Origin of the sequence: Luteolibacter flavescens (assembly GCF_025950085.1) — a bacterium.
Classification (GTDB): domain Bacteria; phylum Verrucomicrobiota; class Verrucomicrobiia; order Verrucomicrobiales; family Akkermansiaceae; genus Haloferula; species Haloferula flavescens.
The window spans coordinates 311,087-336,524 of the sequence record NZ_JAPDDS010000006.1 but is presented as its reverse complement, the minus strand read 5'-3'; the positions used below and the strand labels follow the sequence as shown (position 1 = coordinate 336,524).

Annotated in this window: 14 protein-coding genes and 1 pseudogene; 13 read left to right on the top strand and 2 right to left on the bottom strand. The window is 65.3% G+C overall.

Going from position 1 to position 25,438, the window contains the following annotated elements; genetic code table 11:
- Window positions 1-210: 210 nt before the first annotated feature.
- Complete coding sequence (locus OKA04_RS13260) at window positions 211-663, bottom strand: DUF5069 domain-containing protein (protein WP_264501654.1); 453 nt, start codon at window positions 661-663, stop codon at window positions 211-213.
- 143 nt (window positions 664-806) lie between these two features.
- On the opposite strand from OKA04_RS13260, the gene OKA04_RS13255 reads away from it, so the two are divergent.
- The 10 genes from OKA04_RS13255 (at window position 807) to OKA04_RS13210 (ending at window position 19,781) form a co-directional block, all read left to right on the top strand.
- Complete coding sequence (locus OKA04_RS13255) at window positions 807-2,201, top strand: Gfo/Idh/MocA family protein (RefSeq protein ID WP_264501653.1); 1,395 nt, start codon at window positions 807-809, stop codon at window positions 2,199-2,201.
- Window positions 2,202-2,328: 127 nt separating this feature from the next.
- The gene (locus OKA04_RS13250) at window positions 2,329-5,334 is read left to right on the top strand and encodes a hypothetical protein (protein WP_264501652.1); all 3,006 of its coding nucleotides are present in this window, start codon (window positions 2,329-2,331) and stop codon (window positions 5,332-5,334) included.
- A 28-nt stretch (window positions 5,335-5,362) separates the two neighbouring features.
- Entirely contained in the window at window positions 5,363-6,352 is a 990-nt protein-coding gene (locus tag OKA04_RS13245) for an AAA family ATPase (RefSeq protein ID WP_264501651.1), read from the top strand.
- A 39-nt stretch (window positions 6,353-6,391) separates the two neighbouring features.
- A complete protein-coding gene (locus OKA04_RS13240; protein ID WP_264501650.1) occupies window positions 6,392-7,270 on the top strand; it encodes a DUF58 domain-containing protein in 879 nt (292 codons plus the stop codon).
- Between the two features lie 34 nt (window positions 7,271-7,304).
- Window positions 7,305-9,296, top strand: a complete 1,992-nt coding sequence (locus tag OKA04_RS13235; protein WP_264501649.1) for a vWA domain-containing protein — start codon at window positions 7,305-7,307, stop codon at window positions 9,294-9,296.
- 28 nt (window positions 9,297-9,324) lie between these two features.
- A complete protein-coding gene (locus OKA04_RS13230) occupies window positions 9,325-11,544 on the top strand; it encodes a hypothetical protein (RefSeq protein ID WP_264501648.1) in 2,220 nt (739 codons plus the stop codon).
- A 25-nt stretch (window positions 11,545-11,569) separates the two neighbouring features.
- Window positions 11,570-12,268, top strand: coding sequence for a protein-tyrosine phosphatase family protein (locus OKA04_RS13225; protein WP_264501647.1), 699 nt, complete (start codon window positions 11,570-11,572; stop codon window positions 12,266-12,268).
- A gap of 33 nt (window positions 12,269-12,301) precedes the next feature.
- Window positions 12,302-15,070, top strand: coding sequence for a DUF4175 domain-containing protein (locus tag OKA04_RS13220; RefSeq protein ID WP_264501646.1), 2,769 nt, complete (start codon window positions 12,302-12,304; stop codon window positions 15,068-15,070).
- Window positions 15,071-15,098: 28 nt separating this feature from the next.
- Complete coding sequence (locus tag OKA04_RS13215; RefSeq protein ID WP_264501645.1) at window positions 15,099-15,740, top strand: DUF4159 domain-containing protein; 642 nt, start codon at window positions 15,099-15,101, stop codon at window positions 15,738-15,740.
- 21 nt (window positions 15,741-15,761) lie between these two features.
- A complete protein-coding gene (locus OKA04_RS13210; protein WP_264501644.1) occupies window positions 15,762-19,781 on the top strand; it encodes a HEAT repeat domain-containing protein in 4,020 nt (1,339 codons plus the stop codon).
- Window positions 19,782-19,892: 111 nt separating this feature from the next.
- Here the strand turns inward: OKA04_RS13210 and rtcR are convergent, their stop codons facing one another.
- A complete protein-coding gene (gene rtcR, locus OKA04_RS13205) occupies window positions 19,893-21,473 on the bottom strand; it encodes an RNA repair transcriptional activator RtcR (protein WP_343226883.1) in 1,581 nt (526 codons plus the stop codon).
- Window positions 21,474-21,702: 229 nt separating this feature from the next.
- Here rtcR and OKA04_RS13200 point away from each other — a divergent pair, with 229 nt between their 5' ends.
- From OKA04_RS13200 to OKA04_RS13195, 3 genes and pseudogenes are all read left to right on the top strand, one after another.
- Window positions 21,703-23,277, top strand: a complete 1,575-nt coding sequence (locus OKA04_RS13200; protein WP_264501642.1) for an RNA-binding protein — start codon at window positions 21,703-21,705, stop codon at window positions 23,275-23,277.
- 1,342 nt (window positions 23,278-24,619) lie between these two features.
- Window positions 24,620-24,838: pseudogene (locus tag OKA04_RS24750) on the top strand (CPCC family cysteine-rich protein); the annotation flags it as partial.
- 30 nt (window positions 24,839-24,868) lie between these two features.
- Window positions 24,869-25,399, top strand: a complete 531-nt coding sequence (locus tag OKA04_RS13195) for a DUF6714 family protein (RefSeq protein WP_264501641.1) — start codon at window positions 24,869-24,871, stop codon at window positions 25,397-25,399.
- Window positions 25,400-25,438: the final 39 nt, after the last annotated feature.

Here is a 25,438-nt window from a genome sequence, read left to right as displayed (position 1 = left end):
CGATGGGTCTAGCTCCGCCTCGCGTTCCCGTCTCAAAGCCTCAGCGACTCCGTCGTCCTCTTCGTCGAGGACCGCTGGAAGCGAGGAGAGCAGCCGCGAAGCAAGCGTCGCACGCTCACGCTCCGAAAGGGCAAGCACCTGAGGCTCCAATTCACTGAGGGTGGCCATGGCCGCAGGGTAACCCAAACCTGAAATCGGGCAACGCCCTTCTCACTTCCACGCATCCCTCCACTGGTCCGGATACCAGCGGCCTTCGTCCATCTCGATGAGGTCGAAGTCGGTCACCGCGCCGCAGTCCGCGGGCAGGCCGTAGTTGCCGATCTGCGCGGGGATGAATTCATCCGTCTCATCGTCGCGCCAGCCGCGCTTGCTCATGAAGCTGTTGTAGATGAGCAGCTCCTCCGCGTTCAGATGGCGGCCCTGCGCGTGGCACCAGTCGAGCACTTCCTCATTCGACTTTCCCGAGAGCACCTGCTCGCGGACGGCCTCGTAGGTCACGCCGAGGTAGCGGCAGGTGCGTCCGTCGAAGCCGTGGCCGAGCATGTCGTAATAATCCTCCGGCAGCCGGCCCTCCGCGTGCAGGCGGATCTTCGAGCACAGGCGCGCGAAGTAGAACATGCCGCGGGTCTTCTCATAGCAGCCGAAAATGCCGTCGATCTTCATGATGCGCAAACAAGCTGCACGGCTTCCGCCCGTCCGCCACGCGAAATCCTCGCCACCCAAAATCGCAAACTTCCGACGGGTCCCGGGGTTGTCACGCGAAAGAGATTCCGGTAACCCAATCGTATTCCAGCGACATCAAAAACATGCACCCCGACGAAAAAGTGACAATTTCCGCCACCGGGCGACGCAGTTTCCTCAGAACCCTCGGTGGAATCGGAGCCGCGATCACGGCGGCAGGCGGCATGGCCGGCGCCCAGGGTGCCCCGTCCCGCCCCTCCGGCGCGAAGTACATGGGAGACTTCGCAGCGCCGAAGCTGGACAAGGTGAGGGTCGCCATCATCGGCGTGGGTGCCCGCGGGTCCGGCCACATCACCCAGCTCGCGGTGATCGAGGGCGTGGAAGTCGTCGGCATCTGCGATCTGGATGCAGGCCGCGCGAAGCGCTCCACCGACGCCGTGACAGCGAAGGGCCACCAGCCCCGCTCCTACTCCGGGGATGAGAATGCCTGGCGGAAGATGCTGGCGGAAACCAAGCCGGATGCCGTCTTCATCGCCACCCCGTGGGAACTCCACGCCCCGCAGGCGATCGCCGCGATGAAGGCCGGAGCCCACGCTTTCGTCGAGATCCCCCTCGCCCTGACCATCGAGGAGATGTGGGAAATCGTGAACACCTCCGAATCCACCGGCCGCCACTGCATGCTGATGGAGAATGTGAACTACGGCCGCGAGGAACTGCTCTACCTGAACATGGTCCGCCAAGGCGTGATCGGCGAGCTGCTCCACGGCGAGGCCGCCTACATCCACGAGCTGCGCAGCCAGATGGAAGGCGGTGACTCCACCGGCTCCTGGCGCACGCTCCACTACGCGCGGCGGAATGGAAACCTCTACCCGTGCCACGGCCTCGGCCCGGTGGCGCAGTACATGAGCCTGGCCCGCGGCGAGGACAACTTCCGCCGCCTCGTCGCCTTCGGCTCTCCCGCCAAGGGCCGCAATCTCTATGCGCAGAAGTCCACGAACCTGACCAAGCCCGAGTTCAAGACACTCGACTACATCTGCGCGGACATCAACACCTCGATCATCAAGACCACGCTGGGCCGCACCGTAATGGTGCAGTGGGACGAGACCTCCCCGCGCCCGTATTCCCGCCACAACCTGATCCAAGGTACGCTCGGCACGCTGAAGGGCTTCCCGAACGGCATGGCCATCGAGGGCGTGACGAAGAGCTACCACGAGTGGACGGACTCGGAGGAATTCGAAGCCATCGCCTCGAAGTACGAGCACCCGCTCTTCAAGCGCATGGGCGAGCTTTCCAAGAAGATGGGCGGCCACGGCGGCATGGATTTCCTCATGCTCTACCGCATCATCGAGTGCCTGCGGAAGGGCGAGCCGCTCGACCAGAACGTGTACGAGGGCTGCTACTGGTCCTCCGTCGCGCCGCTCAGTGAAAAATCCGTGAAGGAAGATGGCATGCCGCAGGACTTCCCGGACTTCACGCGCGGCGGCTGGAAGGACACCAAGCCGCTGGCCGTGGTGGGCTGAAACGCATCACATATCCATCGATTGTAGGGACAAAGACACGGCCTTTGCGGGCCGTGTCTCTTTTTATATCTATTTTTCACGCAAAGAATCTTCCGTGAAAGGCGTTCTCCGTCTAAGTCCCCCATAGATGCGCCCCGAAATCACGCTCGCCGCACTGATGCTGCCCTGGCCCCTGGCTGCGCAGCAACCCTCCACGCCTCCGCCCGCCGGGGTCACGGAGGAGGCGGCACCGGCGACACCCGCGGCGGACTTCAGCGATGGCTTGTCACGCCTGGCCACCCTCGGTCTGCCGGACATGAAGGGAGCCACCTGGGTGAGGGCTCCGAAAGATGTCTCGGAGTCCATCGACATGCCCTATGAATTCCAGAGCCTCGGGGTGAAGCTCCAGGGCGGCGCATGGAAACTCCCGGGCGATAAGCCGCGGTGGATCGGCTTTGGCACCAGCGAGATCATCGAGATCGAGCCGGACGGCGAGGAAGAAGCTGCCGCGCCGGAAGAGAACGCAAGCCCCGGGCTGCTGGAGCGCATGATGCGCAATCACGCGGCCAGCCAGCCGAAGAAGGAAAAGCAAGCGAGGCCGGGCATCACCGTGGAGGAGGACGTGAAGCGTCTGATCGAGGCGCTGGGAAAACAGAGCGTCATCGACCGGTTGATCGAGCGGCTGGAATATGACTCGGACGTGCTGTCGGTGCCCGCGCATTGCCTGATCTTCGCCGCCCAGCTCCATGCGACGGGGCATGCCGATGCGGGCAACCGCCTCGCGGCGGCGGTCTTCGCGGCATTCCCGGATGCGACGCGGAATGTCGATGCGGCGGTCGGCTACCTCGCGTCGCTGGAAGCTATCGGGATCAACGACAACTTCTTCGAATCGCAGGACTGGAAAGCCTATCGCGATGCCCTGAAGGCGCTGCTGGAAAAGTATCCGCGTGGCTGGGGCGATGCCACCGGGATCGCCCTGCTGATGCCCGCGCTGGACAAGCGGGTGGCCGGGGAACTCCCGCCCGCCCCCACCCTGCCCGGAATCACGCTGAAGCCGGAGGCCGTGGCAGCGCTCGGGAAATTCCTGGAGGCGCAGACCGCTCCGGAAGGGGACGACATCCAACTGCCGGATGGCATGGATCTCTCGGGCATTCCCGCGGAGCATCGGGCCGAATTCCTGCAAGCGATGCGCCGCCAGGGTGCCATGACGGGCATGGCGACGGGACGCGGCGGGATCTGGATCCTCCCGGAAAGGAAGCCCGGCGATTCCCGGCCCATGTCAGGGCCCGTGAGCGATCTCCAGGCAATGGGCATGGACGGGCTGATCGCGCTCGCCGCGGTGGCGGATGACCCGACGCTGGTGCCCGTGCGCACCGAGTCCAGCTACTCGACGTCCTACGGCATCGATGAGGATGACGAGCCGCAGGAAATCTACGACAGGCTGGATCGCCCGAAGAGCCGCGGTGAAATCGCCCGCTCGGTGATCTCGTCCACGATTCCCCGGTCGGATGATTCCGGCGAAACGGACCCCATCATCCTGCGCGACGCCGCGGTGGATTTCTGGAAGAAGAACCGCGAGAAATCCCCGATCGAGCTGGCCGTCATTTTCACCCGCGAGGGAGACGAGAGGCAGCGGATGGAGGCGGCGAACTACTTGGCCGGTGGTGATGACGAATCGCGGCAGGCATTCGAAAAGCTCGCACTGGGCTCCGACCAGCCATCGGACTACTCCGCCGTGGTGGAGTCCTATCTGGCCGAGCGGAAGACCGAGGCGCGGGCATTCTTCGACGGCTACAGCAAGGCCGTGACCCGCGAACTGGATGGCGTGGACCTCAGCAATGCGCGCAGCTCCGGAGTGTACCGCATCCGCGCCGCGGGATCGGTGGAGAAGTATCTCAAGAAGCTCTCCATCTCAGTCGGAGCGGTCTCGCTGGACGACCTAATCGCCGAAGCGCTGAAGGAGCCGTCGCAGAATGGACAGATCAATGGCGATCAACCGATGGCATCGCTTGGCACGTCGATGATGGGCGCACCACTGGAAGACTGCCTGAAGGCCGTCGCCGCCGTCGAAACAAAGGCGACACCGGAGCAATGGCTGGACCTGCACCAGATCCTGCTGAGCCGGGCATACCGTGGAGGAAGAGGACAATCGCTCGCCAAGGAAAAGACCCTGCCAAAGGACGTCATCGACCTCTGGCGTCCTCTCATCGCGAAGTCCGACCCGCTTCCTCCGAAGCATCGCTTCGCCTCATGGGTGCAGGGATACGGCGGCTCCAAGATGGGCGATGCCAGCTACATGATCCTGGAAGTCGCCGCCCATCCGGAGACCAGCGAATACCTCAATATCTATCTCCAATTCTGCGAGGCTCCCGATACCCCCTTCGCCTTCATCAAGAAGCGGGTGGACGCCTGGACCGGGGGCAAGGAGCCGATTGCATGGCCGGATGCGGAAGACGTGGAGGAGGCCCGCTCGACCGAGATCACCACGAAGCTCGCCGGTCTGCCTGCTGCGGAGATCCCCGCATCCATCAAGTCGCTCGGTGTCGCGGAGCGGATTGCCGTGGGAAACTGGACTGGTGAATTCGACGAAGACTCTCCCGCACCGTCCGGCATCATGGAGGTCCGCGATCGGATCGTAGAGATACGGCCCTACAATCCCGCCCAGCCCCACGATCCCGCATTGCTCGCGGCGCTGGGGATCAAGGAAGGCGACAAGGTCGAGGCCGATGACCTGGTGAAGCTCGCCGAAAAGCTGGCCACCGAGGCGAAGGACCGCTCGGGAACAACTGTCGCATACTACAGCATGCCCACCGGCCTCGGCATGTTTTGCTCCGCAGCGCGGAAGAACGACCCGGACTCCTTTTCTTCCGACTACGCTCTCCAGAGCCTCGCGCAGTGGTTCGAGCGCTTCGAGGACGCGGACGTCCTCGCGATGGTGGCGACCCAGGAGGCGGCTGATTTCTGGGCAGTGAAGGACGGCAAGGTGCAAGCCCTGCCGCAGGAAGACCGAGACTCCTCTGCCATCGAATCGCTGAAGAAGCACTTCGCCTCCAAGTCGGTGGGGCGCGCCTACTTCATGGCCGCCGTCCTGACGCGCGAAGACGCGGAGAAGCTCGGCAAGGGCGACTCCGAAGACGACGAATCCGAAGAATAAACCTCACAACCCGATCCCCTCCTCTCTCATGTCCACCGCCACTCAAGAACCCGCCGCACGCTGGGAACAGGTGCAGGAACGCGCCGCCGCCATCCGCCGCGAGACCGGCCGCGTCATCGTCGGCCAGGAAGAAATCGTCGAGCAACTGCTGACCTCGCTGCTGTGCAAGGGCCACTGCCTGCTCGTCGGCGTGCCCGGCCTCGCGAAGACGCTGCTGGTTTCCACGCTCGGGCGCATCCTCGGCCTGAAGTTCCAGCGCATCCAGTTCACGCCGGACCTGATGCCGTCGGACATCGTCGGCACGGAGATCCTGCAGACCTCGGACGACGGTTCGCGAGAGTTCAAGTTCGCACCCGGCCCGATCTTCGCGAACCTGATCCTGGCGGACGAAATCAACCGCACGCCGCCGAAGACGCAGGCCGCGCTGCTGGAGGCGATGCAGGAAAAGCAGGTCACCGTGAATGGCGTGACGCGCCGGCTGGAAGAGCCCTTCACCGTCTTCGCCACGCAGAATCCCATCGAGCACGAGGGCACATATCCCCTGCCGGAAGCCCAGCTCGACCGCTTTTTCTTCGAGCTGCGCATCGGCTACCCGACCATGGCCGAGGAGGAGGAGATCGTGCTGCGCACCACCGGCCGCGGCATGCCCGAGGCACAGCCGCTGCTGGATGCCGCGGGCGTGATGGACCTGCAGGATGCCACGCACGATATCCCGCTGCCGGACTCCGTGGTGAAGGCGATCCTCAAGCTGGTCCACTCCACCCGCCCGGACTCCGAGCACGCCACCGCCGACGTGAAGAACTACGTCTCCTTTGGCGCGGGCCCGCGTGCATCGCAGTGCCTCGCCCGCGCGGTGAAGGCGCTCGCACTGCTGCGCGGGCAGCCGACCGCGTCCATCGACGAGGTCCGCACCCTCGCCCTGCCCATCCTGCGCCACCGGGTGATCGCGAACTACAACGCGACCGGGGAAGGCATCACCGTCGATAGCATCGTGGCAAAGCTCGCGGCGTCGCTCTGATCCGGCTTCAGCTTTCACTGGTCACCCGGCACCTCTCCCATGTCCGCCCACAAATACCTCAAGCCCGAAGACATCCGCCGACTGAAGAACTACGAGTTCGGAGCGAAGGCAATGGTGGAGGGCTATTTGTCCGGACGCCACCGGTCGAAGCAGCGGGGCTCGTCGATCGAGTTCCATGAGTTCCGCCAGTACACTCCGGGCGATCCGCTCTCGCAGGTGGACTGGCGGGTCTTCGCGCGGAATGACAAGCTCTTCCTCCGCACCTTTGAACAGGAGACGAACCTGGAGTGCCATCTCTTCATGGACTGCTCCGCTTCGATGGGATTCCCGGAGGATTCGGAACGCCTCACGAAGCTGGAGTATGCCTCCTTCTTCGCCGCATGCCTCGCGTGGCTGGTGATCTCGAAGAACGACCGCGTCTCGCTGACGATGTTTGACGACGGCGTCCGGAAGTTCCTGCCGCCCGGCTCGACCCGCAAGCACCTCAACGAACTGCTGACCACGCTGGAGCGGAACCAGCCGGGGAATGGCACGTCGATCATCGAGGCACTGCGCCGTGCGAATCCGCTGCTGAAGCGCCGCGGCACGCTGGTGCTGCTCTCGGATTTCTTCTGCGATCCCGCCGAGCTCTTCCAAGCGCTGAATCCCTACCTGCACCGCGGCTTCCGCGTGCATCTGTTTCATCTGCTGGATCCATCGGAGCTCGACCTGGGCGACCGCGGTCTCGCGCGCTTCGTGGACATGGAGACGGGCGAGCGCATGGTCGTTCACCCGCAGTCGCTCAGCCAGGCGTGGAAGGAGCACATCCAGCAGCACGTCCGCTCGCTGCGCTCCCTCGCCGCCTCGCGCCGTGCCGACTACTGCCTGATCCCCACCACCGAGTCCTACTTCACCCTGCTGGACCGGCTGCGGCACTGAGCCCCCTCCTGAATCTCCCACTCCCCCGAATCGCTTGTCCCTTTTCTTCCAGCACCCCGCCCTCTTCGGCCTGCTCGCCCTCGCCGGGGTGCCGCTGCTCGTGCACCTGCTGGCCCGCGCGAAGCCGCCGCAGTACCGCTTCTCGAACATCGAGTTCCTGAAGAAGGTTCAGCGGCTCACCTCTCGCTTCCGCAAGCCGAAGGACTGGCTGCTGCTGGCCCTGCGCACGCTGGCGCTGGTCGCCCTGGCGGCTGCCTTCCTCGGCCCGCTGCTGCTTTCAAAGAATGCCGCACTGCCCGGCGAGAAGCGCTCGGTGGTGCTGCTCATCGACCGCAGCGCCTCGATGGCCGCGAAGGAAGGCGCTGCCAGCCGCTTCGAGGCCGCCTGTGCCGCTGCCGGGGAAATCCTCGACGCCTCGCGGCCCGACCTCGCGAATATCATCTGGATCGACGCGGCTCCGGATGCCGTCTTCCCGGATCTCGCGCCGAACCGTGATTTCCTGACCGAGGAACTCGCGAAGGCGACCGCCCGCCCCGAGCCCGGCGCCATCGATGCGGCCATCGATCTCGCGCTGCGCCAGCTCCGCGAGGCCGGAGGACGCCGCGAGCTGCACGTCATCTCCGACTTCCAAGCCAGCGCGTGGCAGCACTTCGCACCCGTGATCCCCGATGGCATCGACCTCCGCATGGTGCCGGTAGCGAAGGAGGATGTGCCAAATCTGGCAGTCACCTCGCTGGTCGCCCTGCCCACCTCGCCGGTGGCCGGCCAGCAGATGGTGGTGCAGTGCCGCGTGGCAAATCCATCCCGCGAGGCGCGCCGCATTTCCCTCACGCTGGATGCCGGTGGGTCGCGCCAGTCCCAACCGCTCGATCTGCCGCCGCAGGGCGAGGCGGAGGCGGCCTTCTCCGTGCGCTGCGCCAGTTCCGGCCTGATGCCCTTGACCGCGGAGATCGATGCCGATGGCTTCCCCGGTGACGACCGCCGCCACGCCGTGGTGCGCGTGCGGGAGTCGCTGCGCCTGGCGATCGCGGCACCGGAAGGCGATGCTGCCTCCGGGACGCTGGAGCAGGTCGCGCGCGCCGTGCCGTGGCTGGATGCCGTGCCGGGCGTGGATCTGGAGAAGCTGCCTCCTTCCGAATTCCTCTACATCCCGGGCTGGACAGGCGACGCCGCCGACCGGCTCCGCGAGATCGCCGCGAATGGTACGGCAGTCATCGTACATGCGTCGCCGGATTGCCCCGCGTCCTCCGTTGAGGCACTGCTCGGCGGGGCTGCCGCCGAGTCCGGACCGCTGGGACTGGAGTCCTCCGACCAGGGCTGGGAAGCGTCTCCGGCGGGGGATCACGCGGCCTTCAAGCTCTTCGCGGGCGGTGAATTCGGGAATCCGCTCGGTGGCCGCTTCCGCCAGCGCCTCCGCATCGCCCCATCGGAATCCGCCACGACCATCGCCAGCTTTTCCGACGGCAAGCCCGCACTGATCGAGGCGAAGGACCGGCCGCTGCTGGTGAGCAATCTCTCGCTGGACCCTGCCGCTTCCACGTGGTCGCGCGAGCCCGCATTCCTGCCTGCATTCGCGGAGCTGCTGCTGCACCTGATGCCACGCCAGACCGCCGAGGCCTTCACCGTCGAGCCCGGCGGAGTGATCTCGTGGACGAATCCCTCTGCGGACACGGCTGCCACCCCGGTCCTCGAGTCGCCCGATGGCAGCCGCCCGGAAATCCTCGCGAATGGCGCGACCTGGCAATCCCCCGCGCCCGCGGTGCCCGGCATTCATCGCTGGCTCGTCTCGGACCAGCCGGTCCACCTGATCGCCGTCCCCTTCCCCGAGAGTGAATCCCTGCTCCGCCCGCTGGACACGCCGCCATCGGCGGGTCCCGCCGTGGCGAACAGCGACATCGCCCGCCGCGCCGCGCTCGACCAAGGGCTCCCGCTGTGGCCTTGGCTCATCGCCGCCGCCCTCCTCCTGCTCCTCACCGAGGGCGTCATCGCCGGTCTCCGGCCCGCACCGAAGCCAGCACTGAATTGAACCGAACTGATCGCCCGGCATTCTTTCCGTGAATCCTCCCCTTCCACTTTCCATCCTGCTGCCCCTGCTCGCGCTGGCGCTGGTGCTGGCCGATTGGCTGTCCTGGCGCAGCTCGGCCGGTCTGCCGACAGGCAGGCGCGCGACGCTGCTGCTGCTGCGCATGCTGGGCGTCGCCGCCGTGTGCGCCCTGCTGCTGAATCCCGGCAAATGGGTCCGACCGACCGAGGACCGCGAGCGCCCGTGGCTCGTGCTGCTGGACCAGTCCGCCTCCATGGCGCAGCCCGCGGAAGAGGGCAGCCGCGCCGATGAAGCAAAGGCCCATGCGGAGACGCTCGCCAAGCTGGTGCCGAAGGAAGTGCCGGTGCGTTATCATCCCTTCGACACCGTCGCCGCGCCTGCCATCGCGGAGCTGTCCCAGATGGGAGCGCCCGTCGGCACGGGCTCGGACCTCCATGGCTCTCTGAAGCGACTGGTGGAAGAGGCGGCCTCCGCAGGCGATTCCTTCGCCGGGGTGCTCGCGCTCACCGATGGCCGCCAGACCGCCCAGCCCTCGGATGCCGAGCTGGAGTCGCTGGCGCTGCGCCTGCGTTCGCGGAAGACTCCATTCCACGCCATCGCCATCGGGGCCGGGATTCCTCCGCGCGATCTGGTGGTGCGGGTGACCCGGCCGACGGTGACCGTTTTCAAAGGGCAGAAGGCGCGCATCCCCATCGCGGTGGAAGCGGACGGCCTGGGCCCGCAGAAGCCGGACGTGAACCTGATCGACGAAGCCGGCAAGCCGCTGGCCACGATCAATGTGGAAGTGCTGCCCGGAAAGACGGCATTCGCGGTCTTCGAGGTCGATGCCCCGGCTGCGAGCGCGCGCTGGAGCATCCAGACCGCGGCACTGCCCGAGGAGACGAATCCCGGCAACAACCGCGGACACGTGAATATCCGCCTGCTGGAGTCGAAGACGCGCGTCTTCCTCGCGGAGGGTGCGCCGTATTGGGATAGCAAGTTCCTCGCGCAGCTCCTGCGCCAGCAGACGCAGATGGAGGTCCACTCGGTTCACCGGCTTTCGGACGAGCGCTACTTCCGCATCGACTCCGGCGAGGCGGAGCCGACCGAGACGCCGCAGGCGGTCTTTCCGGAAACGCTGGACGAGCTCTCGCGCTACGACCTCGTGATCTTTGGCAAGAACGTGGATGCCTTCCTCACGCCCTCGCGGCTGGAGGCGCTGCGCAGCTATGTGCGCGACCGCGGGGGTGCGGTCCTCTTTGCCCGGGGCAAGCCGGTGACGGGCACGCTGCCCGGACTGGATGCTCTGGAGCCGGTCACGTGGGCCTCGACCACGGTCGGTGATTTCCGCTTCCTGCCAGCCGCGGACGGTGAGGCTGCCGGTCTCTTCGGAGAGGCACTGCCACCGGCCTCCGCGTCGCTTTGGACCTCACTGCCGACGCTGAAGGACGCGCGCCAGATCTCCATGGTGAAGCCCTTCACGCGGGTGCTCGCCAGCGGCCGCGATGAGAGCGGCAGCGGATTCTCGAAGGACATCCCCTCGCTGCTGGTGCGCCGCTACGGCCAGGGCGTGTGCGGGCTGGTGAATGGCGACGGCTTGTGGAAATGGGACTTCTATCCCGAGGCCCGTGAACTGGGAAACATGTACGAGGACTTCTGGACGCAGCTCATCCAGTGGATGGCCTCGTATTCCGAGTTCCTGCCCGGTCAGGATTTTTCGCTGCGCCTGCCCTCGCTCCGCGGACGCGCCGGTGACGCGGTCAGCGTGTCGATGTCCTATCGCGGCAGTGGCACCGTGCCATCGCCGGTGCTGCGTATCATCTCGCCGGAGGGCAAGCCGACCGACCTCCAGCCCGCCGCCTATCCGGATCCCGGCGGCCACCCGCACTGGCGCGCCTCCTTCACGCCGGATGCACCGGGCGCGTGGAAGCTCAGCGTGGTCGATCCCCGAGAGAAGGCCCCGCCCGCCCCGGAGGCGAGCTATCTGGTGCCCGCGCCGCCTTTGGAAAGCGACAACCTCGCCGCCGATCCCGTCTTCCTCGGATCGCTCGCCGACGCCACCGGCGGCAGCCTCATCGCTCCCGCCGATCTGCCCGCTTTCCTCAGTAAATCATTCACCCCCGAAGCTCCCACCGCCCGCAGTTCTGGAGCCATCTGGCAACCCTCATGGACCCGCTGGTGGTTCGCCCTGCTCATCGCCGTGCCGCTGGCGCTGGAGTGGTATCTGAGACGCAGGCAGGGGCTCGCGTGAGCAACATTCGACCCCGCAAATATTGATGAAATACGCGATCACATTCGGATTCATGAGCGCCGCCATGGCAGCGGCTGCATTCGTTTATCCATCCGTGGGCGCTCTGCTGGCGTGGACATCGATCAGCTTCGCGGGAGTTTCGATTGCGTATGCAGGTGCCGGTGCAAGGGCACTCGGCAAGGGGCGAGATGGACGGATCTCTTCACTGCACAGGATCGTCCTGCTCCCCTACCTCGCGTTCTCATGGACCGTCTGGCACCTCTGCCGGATTCTCGGGAGAGAGCCTTCCTTCAACCGCATCGACGACAAGCTGACGGTCGGCCGCCGGCTGCTATCGAGCGAGATTCCCGATGGCTTCGAGCACTACGTGGACCTCACCGCTGAGTTTGAAGATCCTGCCATCATCCGCGACCATCCGTCGTATCGCTGCCTTCCCATCTTAGATGCGGGCATCCCTTCGCCACAGGATCTCTGCCGGACGATCGAGGCGGTGTCCGAAGGCAGCACCTATGTTCACTGTGCCCAGGGCCACGGCAGAACGGGAGTCTTCGCCCTGGCGCTCCTCATTCACCGCGGTCGCATCACCACCACACAGGAAGGCCTCGATGTCCTGAAAAGCATGAGACCCGCGATCAACCTGAACCGCACCCAGCAGCGCTTTATCGAAAACTATCTGATCTGGCGGAGGAAACCGGACTCATCGGGCTCTCCCGCGCTTTCATGAGCTGACCATCTTCATCTCTCTCATCCGATTGCCATGACCTTCCCCTCCTCACTCAATCGCATCCGCCGCTGGCGGCGCTTCGGGCGCTGGCTCGTAGCGCTGCTTGCCGCGGCGGCGCTGGCTTGCCTGCTGGCGCTCGGCGCGGGGCTCGCGGATGCCGGGCTCGCATTCGAGGCATCAGGGCGATCCGCTCTGGTGGCTACGGTACTTGTCGTACTTTCGCTCGCGGCCCTCGCGGCACTCGGCAAGGCCAGCCTCTTCTCGCGGAAACGCGGGGCGGAAACCGCGGACCGCCTGCTCGCCTCGCCGCGCAATCCGGCCAGCGCGGCATTGACGCTCGATCCCGCTGCGGCAGAGACCCCGCTTGCCCGCCACCTCGCCGAGCGTTCGCATCGCGAGGCCGCCGCGGAACTCGCCGCGATCCCCGTTTCGAACATCATCCCATGGAGACCTATCGGGCTCGCCGCCTCGGCGCTGGCACTCGCCGCGCTGCCCATCGGCATCCTGTGGTTCGCCACGCCGGATGCGACCCGCACCGTGGCGCAGCGCCTGATGGAGCCCGAGGCCGACCTCCCGCCGTGGAGCCCGCTGCGCTTCGCCATCGACCCCGTCGCCCCGTCCACCGTCTATGGCGGGGAGCTGGAGGTGGCGGTGGAAATCACGGGAGGAGAATTGGAGCACCCGGTGGAGTTGCTGGTGCGCCGACCCGGTACGGATGAAGTACTACGTTTGCCGTCGTTCCGCGAATCCGACACCCGCTTCTCCCGCACGCTCGACGCATTGACCGAACCGGTCTCGATCGCCTTCGCGTGTGGCAAGGCTCGCTCGACCTGGGTGCCGGTGGAGCTGCTGCTCCAGCCCAAGGTGCTCGCGGGGAAAGTAACGATCACCCCGCCGGCCTACACCGGCAGGGAGGCGGCCACCACGCCGCTCGACACGAACGAGATCGCCGCGATCGAGGGCTCGGAGATCGTGCTCGAGGTCACCAGCAATCGCCCGCTCGCCCCCTCGGCGCTCGTCTTCACTCCGGCCACCGCGCCCGGCGTCGAATCCGTGCCGGAGGAGATCCCCGGCGAGATCATCTCATCGGAAGCCATCGCCTTCCGCTGGATCGCCACCCGCCCGGGCAAGCTCAGCGCGATGCTGCGCGACGTGCGCGGCACTCCCGCCACCACGCCGCTCGATCTCGGGCTGAAGGCTCTGCCCGACCAGGCACCCGTGGTCGATCTCGCCTCCCCGCCGCGATTCCTCCTCGCCACGCCTTCCTCGACGCTGCGTCTGGCCGGGCGGGCGGAAGACGATCACGCGTTGTCAAAGGTCCAGCTCGTCCGCACCTTGGAGGGATTCCGCGACCGCACCCGCGTCGTCGCTCCAACGCTGCGCGACAAGGCATTCGACTTCGCGGATGCCGTCCAGCTTTCCGAACTCGGCGTGCATCCGGGCCAGACCATCGAACTCTTCCTGCAGGCCTCCGACCACAATCCATCCCTGCTCGGCCAAGGAGCCTCGGAGATCTCACGCGTGCAGATCATTTCCGAGGACGACTACGCCTACCGCATCCGCGCGAAGACCACGCTGGAACAATTCGGCGCTCGCTACGCCGCCATCGCTCAAGCATTCGAGCAGGCGAAGCAATCGCTCGATGCCATGGACAAGGCGGCCGACCTGAATGATCCCGCCGCGGTCGAGAAGGCACGCCAGGATGCGACCGCGGCCCACCAGCAGGCGGCGGAATTGCTGGAAGCGCTCGCGAATGACTTCCCCGCCTTCGAACTGGAGCAACGCCTGAAGGACCTCGCGGCGAAAGGCGCGGCGGATGCGAAGCAGAATCTGGAACAGCTCGGTGCCTTCGACCCGAAGGGAGGCGAGGCCGACCAGCGTCGCGCGATCCGCGAGATGCGCGACCGCCTCGGTGCCCGCCAGCAGGAGCACCAGCAGCTCCAGGACGATGCGAAGACCGTCGCCGAGGCGGGCAAGCTCCTGGAGATGGCCGCGAAATTCCAGCAGATCTACCAGACGCAGGTCTCCATCAGCAAACGCATCCGGACCATCGCGGAGGAGATCAACAAGGGCAACGACCAGAACCGCCGCCTGTTGCCTTCGCTAGCGGAGACGCAGGACAAGAACCGCGAGGCGCTCGACCAGTTCGCCAGCGAATTGAAGAAGCGCGCGGAGGCGTGCACGGATCCCGCGCTCGCGCCGCTGGCCGAGTCCTCGCTGCAATTCCTGGAGGCGCTCCGCCTTTCCGACCCGCAGTCGGTGATGGAGAGCGGGGCGAAGGCCGGACGGTTGGGCGTGGCGAACGATGCCTTCGTCCAGGCGGAGCTGGCCCGCGGCCTGTTGGAGACGCTGATGCAGCGGCAGGACGATCCTTTCGCGCAGGCATGCCAGGGCCAGTGCATGAATTTCTCCATCCCGCGCCCGGATGTGAATGCGACCATGCAGCAACTGTTGGAGGGCCTGATGTGCCAGAATCCCGGCATGTCGCCAAACCAGGGCCAGGGTGGCGGCGGCATGGGTGGCGGCGGCACCGGCCCCACGGGCAATGCCGCGCCCGGCTTCTCCATGATGGACCTGCCCGTGGTGGGCCCGCAGCGCATGAACTTCGAGCCCGCCTCGATGGGCGGCAGCGCGGATGGCAAGGGCCAGACCACGCCGGGCAGGCAGGCCGCCACCGCCGCCGAGTCCTCAAGCATGAAGCCCTCCGAACTTCCCCGCGAGACCCGGTCCGCACCCGAGCCCGAATCCGTCCCCGAGCCTTACCGTGAGGCCGTGAAACGATACTTCGACCCCGAATCCTGAATTCAGAATCCCGAAATCCGATACCGCCATGAAAGCATTGCTCGCTCTCACCCTGGCCCTTTGCCCGCTGCTCCTTCACGCGAAGGAAGGCGCGGTCGAATGCGGCAACCTCATCTACGCCGGCACGAAGACCTCGAGGTGCTTCAGCGATGAATTCCTGTCCACCGTGCAGCAGAAGACCTCCATCGCCACCGAGCGCCGGTTCAAGCCGGTGAAGCTCGCATCCGAGGAGCTCTTCAAGATGCCTTTCGTCATCATGACCGGCGAGGGCGACTTCACGCTGACCGGCGACGAGCGGGAGCACCTGAAGAAGTACCTGGAGAACGGCGGCTTCCTTCTCGCCTCCGCCTCATGCTCGAATGAAGCGTGGGACGGCGCCTTCCAGCGCGAGGTGAAGCGGCTCTTCGGAAACGATTGCCTGAAGGACATCCCGATGGATCACGAGATCTTCCGCACCATCTTCACCGTGAAGGACCTGAAACTCGCGAAGTCGAGCGGCGAGTCCCGCCTGCGCGGCGTCTTCCGCGACGGGAAGATCGTGGTGGTCTACTCGAATGACGGGCTCAATGACACCTCGCACACCGAGGGCTGCTGCTGCTGCGGCGGAAATGAGATCCAGAATTCCATGGAGATCAACGCGAACATCCTCGCCTACGCGCTGCTGCACTGACCGACCTCTGCCTCCCCCTGCGTGAAACCGCTGCTGCTCCTCCTCTGCGCCACCCTCGCCCTCTCCGCCCAGGAGCCGGTCGCGGACGCCATCAAGGCACTCAAGGCGTCGCCACCCACGGCGGACACGCTGGCATCTGCCGTGCCGCTGCTGGCAGATCCCACGGGACGCAGCAGCGTGCGCGGGGCCATCCTCGCGCTGGATCCCTTCCCCTCGGAGGAACTCACCGGCCTGCTTTCCCATGCGGACCTCGCGGTGCGGCTCGGGGCGCTGGAGTTGCTGGAGGAAAAGGCGGGCGGTGATTTCGGATTCAATCCCTGGGCCACGCCGGACTCCCCGGAGAACGAGGGGCCGCTCGCACGCTGGAAGCAATGGGCGGGCGAAGCGCCCGGCACAGCCCCGAAAAAGGACCTCTTCGGCGACGAGCAGCGCCGCAGCTACCTGCACGACCTGCTGGGGAATGACGCGGACAAATCGGCCCGCTCCCGCCGGATGCTGGAGGCGGACGGCCTCGGCGCGGTGGGATTCCTCGAGGCCTTTCTCTCGAACTCCCCGACCCTGCCCACCGGCAGCCGCGCGAAAGTACGAGAAGCGCAGTACCAGATCGTGCTCTCACGCCCGCTCGGCCCGCAGGCGGCATCAACCGCGCGGCAGCTCGCCTTTGGCAGCCGGGACCAGACGCTGGCGGCGCTCGGCACCCTGCGAGGAGCCGGGCTGGTCGCACTGCCAATTCTTCGTGATTTCCTGCAGCACGCCGATCCCCTCGTCCGCGAGACGGCGATCGATGCGATGCTTTCCGCGGGCGGGGCGCAGTCCCTGCCCGTCATCGGCCCCGTGCTCGTGGCGGAGACGGACGTCAATGTGATCCACGGCGCACTCCGCCGGCTGAAGGAGATCCCCGGCGATGCCTCGCTGAAGCTCGCCTCTTCATTCCTTGCCCATGCCGATGAAGACCTGCTCGTCTCCGCGATCCAGGCGTGCCTGAAGCTCGCGGGCGGCAGCGAGGACGATTTCATGTTCAGCGGCAGCGGCCGCAAGCCGAAGGTGGCGGAAGGCGTGCAGGCCGAGGTGAACCAAGAAATCCTGAAGGCCCTCGCCGACCCGCGCTGGCGGGTCCGCACCGCAGCGCTGGAATTCGTCGCGGGGCGAAAGGTCGCAGAGGCAAAGGAGCGCTGCGTCGAGCTGCTGTCGGACCCTGATGATTTCGTCCGCTTCAGCGCGATCAAGGCATCCGCCGCGCTCGGTGCGGAGGGTGCTGCAGCGAAGCTGAAGGAAATGTTTCTCGCCGACGCCGGGATGGTTGGCCCTGTGCTGGAGGGCTATGCGGCCCTCAGCAGGTCGCCCGATGCGGAGATGGTGGAAAAGCTCGGCTCCTATCCGCCGGATGCGAGGCTCGCGGCGATCCGCGCGGCCGAGGCCGACTCGGACCTCTCCGACATCGTGATGCGCTTCGCGAATGACCCGGACCTGGATGTCTCCTGCGCCGCCATCCGCTTCCTCTCCTCCAGCGCCGACCGCGTGAAGACGACCGAGGTCGCCAGCGTGCTGGTCTCCGCACTGCGCTCCGATAGCCCGGAGAAGCGCGCCGCCGCACTCGACCGGCTCGCCCTGCCGCCATCGACCAACAAGCAGATCGACCCCGCGCTCCAGCAGGCCATGAGCGTCCTCCCGCGCGGAGGCGAGAAGACCACGCTCGACCCGCTTTACGACGCCTTCATCAAAGCCGCCGGCCAGCAGGTGAAGGCACCCGCTGCGAAGGTGGACGTCATCCCGGGCGCGCAGGGCGAGCTTATCAAGGCGCTCAATGTCATCGCCACGGACAGCAGCGAGCACTCCTTCCGCGCGGCGCTCTGTCTTGCTCGCGCAGGCGATCCCGGGGGCCTGCTCATCCTCTCCCGGCAGCTCCCGCAACTCTCCACCGCCCAGCGCGCCGCCATCGCGGAACAGCTCTACGAGCCCACGCGCAAGGAAGCACTCGACCTGCTCCGCCAGCTTCTCCGCGACCCCATTGAGGAGATCCGCAGCGCAGCCGCCGGGTCCACGCTTTCGAATGATGACTCCCCGGCCTTCCTCTCCATGTTGCTGGAAGAGCTCGCGAGTCCGGAGTCAAAGCTCCAGCCTAGCGAGGTCTATGATTATCAATTCGAGTCCGTATCGCGCCAGAGCAAGCTCCAGCCGACGCTGCGGGCATGGGCGCTTTCCGTGATCCGCGATGAGAAGTCGCCGACACCCCTCGGCGTGCTCGCGCTGATTTCCCTTCGCCAGAGCTTCCCCGCCTCGGCGTCCGAGCCGGTCCTCGCGCTCGCGAAGGGATCGCCGGACCGATGGATCCGCCGCGCCGCATGGCACGCGATGGGGAACAACGGCACCGCCACCTTTCGCCAGAATCTCGCCCTCCTCGCCGAGGACCCGTCGCCCCATGTCCGCGCCGTGCTGCCGGAGGTGAGCGGTCGCATGAGCGCCGCGTGGATGCACCGCTTTGACGACACGCGCTCGAAGAATGACAGCTCGTGGAGCTACGAGCGCCAGTCGCGCCGGCTCACCGCCGAGTCCAAGGCGGCACTGGAAAAGATGGCGGCGACCGATCCCGACGAATGCGTGAGATTCGAGGCGATGTTCGCCCTGCTCTCGCAGAGCCAGACGATCGACGTGGCGGCATTTGCCGCGATGATCCCGAGGCAACCGGAGGAGGTGGCCGCCTCCTTCCGCGTCGCGAATTGGATGGCGGAGAATTCCACGCGTCTCGGTGCAGGACTCGCGCCGGTGGTGGCCGCGCTCGATACCACGAAGGTGCAGCCGGACAAGATGCAGGACATCCTCGCGAGGATCGCGCCGAAGGACGAGGGCGGCGGCTTTGCCAGCTTCTCGGCGCTGGTGGCAGGCGCAGAGGCGACCGCGGCGGCACCCCAGCAGACCGAGGAGGAAGATGACGCAGGGGAGGAAAAGCCCGTCCGCGAAACGCTGAAGGTGATCTATTTCTACAAGCCTGGCTGCGCGGAGTGCGACAAGGCCAGCCAGTTGCTGGAAACCGTGAAGGCGGACTTCCCGCTGCTCCAGGTGGAGCGGCACAACATCAATGAGACCGACGGCACCTTGCTGAACCAGGCGCTTTGCTCGCGCTTCCAGGTGCCGTCGAACAAGCACACCATCGCCCCGGCGATCTTCAGCCAGACGGGTTTCCTGATCCGCGAGGACATCCTGCCGCAGGCGCTCGGCGGACTGCTCAGCACCACGATGTCGAAGGCACAGGACGATGCGTGGAGCATCATCGCGAAGCCCGAGATGGCCGCCGCGCAGGAGGTGGTGCAGGAGAAATTCCAAGCGCTCACCCTGCCCGTCGTCCTGCTCGCGGGCCTCATCGACGGCATCAATCCGTGCGCGTTTGCCACCATCATCTTCTTCCTCTCCTACCTCCAGATCGCACGGCGCACGCCCCGCGAGATGCTGATGGTCGGCGCTGCCTTCATCACCGCCGTCTTCCTTGCCTACTTCCTCGCGGGTCTGGTGCTTCACAAGGTGCTGGCGCAGGTGACGGAACACATCGCGGGAATCAAGCCGTGGCTCGACTGGATCTTCGGCGGGCTCGCCCTGGTGGCCGCGCTGCTGTCCTTCCGCGATGCCATGAAGGCCCGTGCCGGAAAGATCGACGAGATGTCGCTGCAGCTCCCCGGCTTCCTGAAGGACCGCATCCGCGGGGTGATCCGCACCGGCGCACGCGCGCGTCGCTTCGTCATCGGGGCATTCCTCGCGGGCCTCGCAATTTCCTTCCTGGAGCTTGCGTGCACGGGCCAGGTCTACGCGCCCATCATCTACCACATCCAGCAGGGCCGCATGGACGCGGTCGCGTGGCTGCTCGCCTACAACCTCGCTTTCATCGTGCCGCTGATCGTGATCTTCGGCCTGGCCTTCACCGGCATGACGAGCAATGCGCTGATCGCCTTCCAGACGAAGCACACCTTCGCCGTGAAGATCGCGCTGGGCCTGGTCTTCGTCGCGCTGGCGTGGGTGATCATCTTCGGGCAGAAGATGCTGCACGCGTGAAAGTGGCGCCGGCAAAGTGGCTCCGGCGTCTTGCTGGAAGCCTTCACCCTGAGACAGGATGGCGGCCATGGATGGAGAATGCTTCCGGCAGGATGCCGGAGCCACTTTCGATCACTTCCGGCAGCGCTCGAAATCGAGGCCGAATTTCGCGAGGTATTTCTTCAGGCGGTCCGCGTCGTTCGTGACCGTGCGCTTCTGCCGGGAGACGGAGAAAAGCTCGCGGCCCGCCTCCGACATGGTGCGGGACCTCCGGCAGACCGAGACGACGTGGGCGAGCTGCACGCGGTCGAAAGGGTCGATGTCTTCCTCCAGCAGACCGTCGAGCGGGATCTCACCTACGACATCCGTCGTACTTCCCGGCCGTCTCCAGCTTTCGCGCAGGCGCTCGATCTCCTCCTCCACCTCCTCCACGCGGATGCGCCCCCGCGGGGCGAGGGTCGCCATGCGGGTGATGGCGGCATTCAGGTCGCGGAAGTTCCCGGACCACGCCGTGTCCGGTGCCTCGGCGAATTTCAAGAAGGCCTGCCGCGCCTCCTTGTTGAAGCTCACCTGCTTGCCATTCGCCCGGGCATGGCGATCCAGCTCGAAGTCGAGATTAGGCGCGATGTCCTCGCGCCGCTGCCGCAGCGCGGGCAGCTCGAAGGTCCACAGGTGGATGCGTGCCAGCAGGTCCTCGCGGAAGCGGCCGCTCGCCACGCTTTCCCGCAGGTCACGGTTCGTCCCCGCGATGAGCTGGAAATCGCTGCTCACCGGCTTGTCCGAGCCGACGGGGAGGAAGGTCTTGTCCTCCAGTGCGCGCAGCAGCATCGCCTGCTCGTCCTCGCCCAGCTCGCCGATTTCATCGAGGAAGAGCAGGCCGCCATCCGCCTCGCGGAGCAGGCCGGGCCTGTCCTTCTGCGCGCCGGTGAAGGAGCCGCGCACGTGGCCGAAGAGCGCGGAGGCCGCGGTATCCCCGCGGAGCGTGGCGCAATTCATCTCCACGAAGCCGCCGCGCAGGCCGCCACGCTGCTTGCGCAGGTCGAAGATGCGGCGCGCGAGGTGGGACTTGCCCGCACCCGTGGGCCCGCACAGCAGGATCGGCGCGTGCGAGCGCAGCGCGACCTGCTCGATGCGGTCGATCAGGCGGTTGAAGCTGGCATTCCGCGTGGCGATGCCGCTCTTCAGGAAGTCCGTGGTCTCGACCGCGTCCCGGGCGAAGCGGGTACTAAGGGCATCGTACTTCGACAAGTCCAGGTCGATGACGGCATAGCGGCCGACAGGACTCGACTTCCGCTCGGAGAGTCTCGGCGAGGTCTGGATCAGCTTCCCCGGCAGGTAGCCCGCCTCCACCAGCAGGAAGAGCGAGATCTGCATGATGTGCGTGCCGGTGGTGATGTGGACCCAGTATTCCTCCCTCTCCGGGTCGAAGGGGTAGGCACGCGCCCAATCGTGCAGCCCCGCATAGACCGACGCGAGGTCCCACGGGTCCCTGCCGAAGTCCACCACGTGCCGCCGGACCTCCGTCTCGGGAGAAACCAGCCGAACATCCTCCGCCACCTGCTCGTGGAGCTTTGCGAATTTCCCGTCGGACAGCAGCTCGCAGCGATCAAAGAGGAGATCCTCATGCTGGAACAGCGACACGCTCGGTCGCCAGCCGTCCCAACGTCCGGGATCAAGGCCCATGTCGAGCTTCGTCCCCAGCAGACCGATCATCACGCGCTTCACAGGCACCAATCCAGCTTATCCATTTGGATAAATCACGATCTTTTTCGATATTTCATCACAACTCAATCGTCTCACCATAAAAGCTCTAAAATTCAGAGAATAATTTTCATTCAATTACCAATCAATAGGTTACAAGCCAATCTAACACCCAAAAGAGCGATCTTGGCACGGGCCATGCCATTACTCATTCGTCCGGCGCAACCACCGGACGACCAAAATGGCGAATAAGAACCTCTTCAAAACGATCCGCGGCGCGCTCCTGCCTGCGGCCACCGTCCGCAACGATGCGGGAGCCCCGGCCTACGAATTGTCGCCAAAGGCCACGCTTGCCCGCCTAGCGGCCACCGGATGCCTCACCCGTACCTACTATGCCTCGGCTGAAATGCAGCTCGACCGCGTGCTCGAACTGGCCCGCCAGGTGGATGTCGATTTCCTCGCGCAGACCGCGCTCTACGCCCGGCGGAAGGGCCACATGAAAGACATGCCGGCACTGCTCTGCGCGGTGCTCGCCACCCGCGATCTCGACCGCCTCGCCGAGATCTTCCCGCAGGTCATCGACAACGGGAAGATGCTCCGGAACTTCGTCCAGATCCTGCGCTCCGGCGTGACCGGGCGGAAGTCCCTGGGCTCCGCGCCGAAGCGGCTCGTCCGCCAGTGGCTCGAGCGGGCCAATGAACGGCAACTCGTCAACGCGACGATCGGCAACGATCCCTCGCTGGCGGATGTCGTGAAGATGGTCCACCCGCGCCCGGCGGATGCCACCCGCGAGGCCTTCTACGCATGGCTCATCGGCAAGCCCCACGATCCCGCGCTCCTACCCGGGACGCTGCGTGCCTACGAGGCATGGAAGCTTTCCCGCGAGGGCGAGGTGCCGGACGTGCCCTTCCAGATGCTCACCGCGCTCAATCTCGGGGAGCGGGAGTGGTCGGCCATCGCCGGTGCCGCCTCGTGGCAGACCACGCGCATGAACCTGAATACCTTTGCCCGTCATGGTGTATTCAAGTTCAGCGGGATGGCGGAGAAGCTGGCCGCACGGCTGGCGGATCCCGAGCAGGTCCGGCGCGCCCGGGTCTTCCCCTACCAGCTCCTGGTCGCATTCCTGAATGCGGGCAAGGACGTGCCGGGGGTCCTCCGCGACGCCCTCCAGGATGCGATGGAAACCGCCATCGCGAATGTCCCGGAGATCGCCGGGAAGGTCGTGATCTGCCCGGACGTGTCCGGTTCCATGAGTTGTCCAGCGACGGGCTACCGTCCGGGTGCCAGCTCGGTGGTCCGCTGCATCGACGTCGCCGCGCTGGTCGCTGCCGCCTTCGTGCGGAAGAACCGCGAAGCACGGGTGCTGCCCTTCGAGTGCCACGTGGTGGACATCCAGCTCAATGCCCGCGACTCCGTGATGACGAATGCCACCCGGCTCGCAGGCATCGGCGGAGGCGGAACGAACTGCTCCGCACCGCTGGCAAGGCTGAACGCGGAAAAGGCGGACGCCGACCTGGTGATCTTCATTTCCGACAATGAGTCCTGGGTCGATGCCCCGATCCATCGCGGAACCGCGATGATCGTCGAGTGGCAAAAGCTCAAGGCTCGTAATCCGAATGCCCGTCTTGTCTGCATCGACCTGGTGCCGAACACCACGGCACAGGTCCCTGACCGGGAAGACATCCTCAATATCGGCGGCTTCAGCGACTCCGTCTTCGAAGTCATCGCGGCATTCGCCGCGGGAGCCGACGGGACAGACCACTGGGTCCGCGAGATCGAACGCCAACCTCTGACCGAACGCATGAAACTCGCATGACCGAATGATCTGCCGGCGCGGCGGATGCCGGAGAAGACTACAACTCCATATGCTCATGGCACCAACGTCTTCACCACTCCTCGCCGCCGCGCCGGTCGTCTTTAATCGTGGCTTCGGCATCTTGCCGAAAGCCCTAACAGAATCTGCCTGCGCGGCGGATGCCCGGAGAAGACTACAACCCCACTACGTATGGCAACATCGTCTTCCCCACTCCTCGCCGCCACGCCGGTCGCCTCTAACTCTAACAGTGGCTTCGGCATCTTGCCGAAAGCCTCCACAGAATCTGCCTGCGCGGCGGATGCCCGGAGAAGACTACAACTCCACTACGTATGGCCACATCGTCTTCCCCACTTCTCGCCGCCGCGCCAGCCCTCACTTCCCTGCCGAATGCGGAAGAAACTACATGCCATTCCGGAGGTCGCGGGTTCGAATCCCGCCTCCGCCCCCGGGCGGAGTGGAGCAGCGGTAGCTCGTCGGCGCTACGTTTCTACCATACCCTTGTCGGCACCTTTCTTCACCGTCTCCTATTGACCGTGGCTTCGGCATCCTGCCGAAATCCTTCACCGAATCTGCCAACACGGCGGATGCCTGGTGGGACTACAATTCGTTGGTAACGCATGGCGGAAACGCCCGTGTCCCACCCCATCTTGCCGCCGTGTTGGCAACTCTCCTCCATCGGAGCGCTGGCTTTAGCCGGCAAGTCACCAACCATGCGAAAAATACTCGCCGGCTAAAGCCAGCGCTCCATCCGCGTGCCGCGGATCAAGCCGAAGGCTCCTGTTTCCAAACACTCATGCTGAATGCTGGCGGGACTACATCAGGTAGCACGCAGGTTCAAATCCCGCCCCGGCTCGCAAGGCCCGGGAGCATGTCCCGTCACCCTTGTCAGCATCCCACTCCCGCGAATGCAGGGAGGACTACATCTTATCCCACTGGTCGCAGGTTCGACTCCTGCCCCGCACGGCGGGTAGCTCAGCCCGGTAGAGCAATGGCGAATGTCCTTCCAATCCTTGTCGCGGATTTCCCCCGGAAACATCCAGGAAACCATTTCTAACAATCACCCCGGCGAATGCCGGTGAAACTACATCGTTCACATCGACTAGGTCGCCGGTTCGAGTCCGGTCCGGGCCACTCACGACCCGGTAGCTCAGTTGGTAGAGCAGGACGTTTCACCCATCCTTTGTCGCCGATCCCCTTTCATCGTGAATGCCGTGAGGACTACAGTGGGCTAGATCATGCGGGTATCCAATCCCGCCGGGCCTCCGGGCCCGTGGCGGAATCAGACGCGCTAGCAAATGTCTTCGCTCCCTTGTCACGATGATCCCTCTCAAATCCGAAACCCGTGTCCGACCTACTCCATCCATGCCCTTGCTGCGGCCATCGCACCTACGCGCTTCCTGCGAATGGAACGATGCAGCTCTGCCCGGTGTGCTTCTGGGAAGATGCGCCTGGCGAGTCCCCATACAATGGATCCAACGAGGTTTCACTGGTTCAGGCTCAGCGGCACTATCTGATCCATGGAGCATGCGAAGCCCGCTTCGAAGGCCAAACCCGGGCACCATCTCCCGAAGAAGCCCGTTCTCCTCAGTGGATGTCATTCGATACGCTCCGTGAAAAGGTCATCGCTTCCATCGAACGGGCATTTCACAACGTATCCCGCGAGGGTGGAACCACGCTCCACCAAATGGATCTCGTCGATGGAGGGTGGCCGATAAAGGAGGAAGCCATGAAAAAGGCCGAGAACAAGGATCCCGAAACCCGCTGGCAAGACATCCCCTCCGGCAAGTTGTCCGAATTCCATGGGTCGTTGGCTTTCCTCGATAAACTTGGTTACCGGTTCTATCTGCCAGCCTTCATGAGGCACGCTCTTTCAACCGCCTTTCCTGACATCGGACACGCCGAAATCGATGGGATTCTCTGGTCACTGGATGGAGGTCCCGAATGTAGCTACCGACGGGAATCAATCGCGATCCTAGAGCGCGAACAGAAGGAGGCGACTGCCGCATTTCTCCGACTCATCGCGATTTTCGCAGAGGATTCGCAAGCTAGCTGTGCTCGGAAAGGATTGAGGAGAGGATGGGACGCTTACGTTCCGCATTACCTGAAACAGGCAATACCCTGAACACTTGACCGCCGGTTCAGATCCGGCCACGCCCGGCGG

Coding starts and splice junctions, on each gene's coding strand:
- OKA04_RS13245 (WP_264501651.1), top strand. CDS start 5,363: ATGTCCACCGCCACTCAAGAACCCGCCGCACGCTGGGAACAGGTGCAG.
- OKA04_RS13195 (WP_264501641.1), top strand. CDS start 24,869: ATGTCATTCGATACGCTCCGTGAAAAGGTCATCGCTTCCATCGAACGG.
- rtcR (WP_343226883.1), bottom strand. CDS start 21,473: ATGATCGGTCTGCTGGGGACGAAGCTCGACATGGGCCTTGATCCCGGA.
- OKA04_RS13250 (WP_264501652.1), top strand. CDS start 2,329: ATGCGCCCCGAAATCACGCTCGCCGCACTGATGCTGCCCTGGCCCCTG.
- OKA04_RS13200 (WP_264501642.1), top strand. CDS start 21,703: ATGGCGAATAAGAACCTCTTCAAAACGATCCGCGGCGCGCTCCTGCCT.
- OKA04_RS13220 (WP_264501646.1), top strand. CDS start 12,302: ATGACCTTCCCCTCCTCACTCAATCGCATCCGCCGCTGGCGGCGCTTC.
- OKA04_RS13255 (WP_264501653.1), top strand. CDS start 807: ATGCACCCCGACGAAAAAGTGACAATTTCCGCCACCGGGCGACGCAGT.
- OKA04_RS13260 (WP_264501654.1), bottom strand. CDS start 663: ATGAAGATCGACGGCATTTTCGGCTGCTATGAGAAGACCCGCGGCATG.
- OKA04_RS13215 (WP_264501645.1), top strand. CDS start 15,099: ATGAAAGCATTGCTCGCTCTCACCCTGGCCCTTTGCCCGCTGCTCCTT.
- OKA04_RS13240 (WP_264501650.1), top strand. CDS start 6,392: ATGTCCGCCCACAAATACCTCAAGCCCGAAGACATCCGCCGACTGAAG.
- OKA04_RS13225 (WP_264501647.1), top strand. CDS start 11,570: ATGAAATACGCGATCACATTCGGATTCATGAGCGCCGCCATGGCAGCG.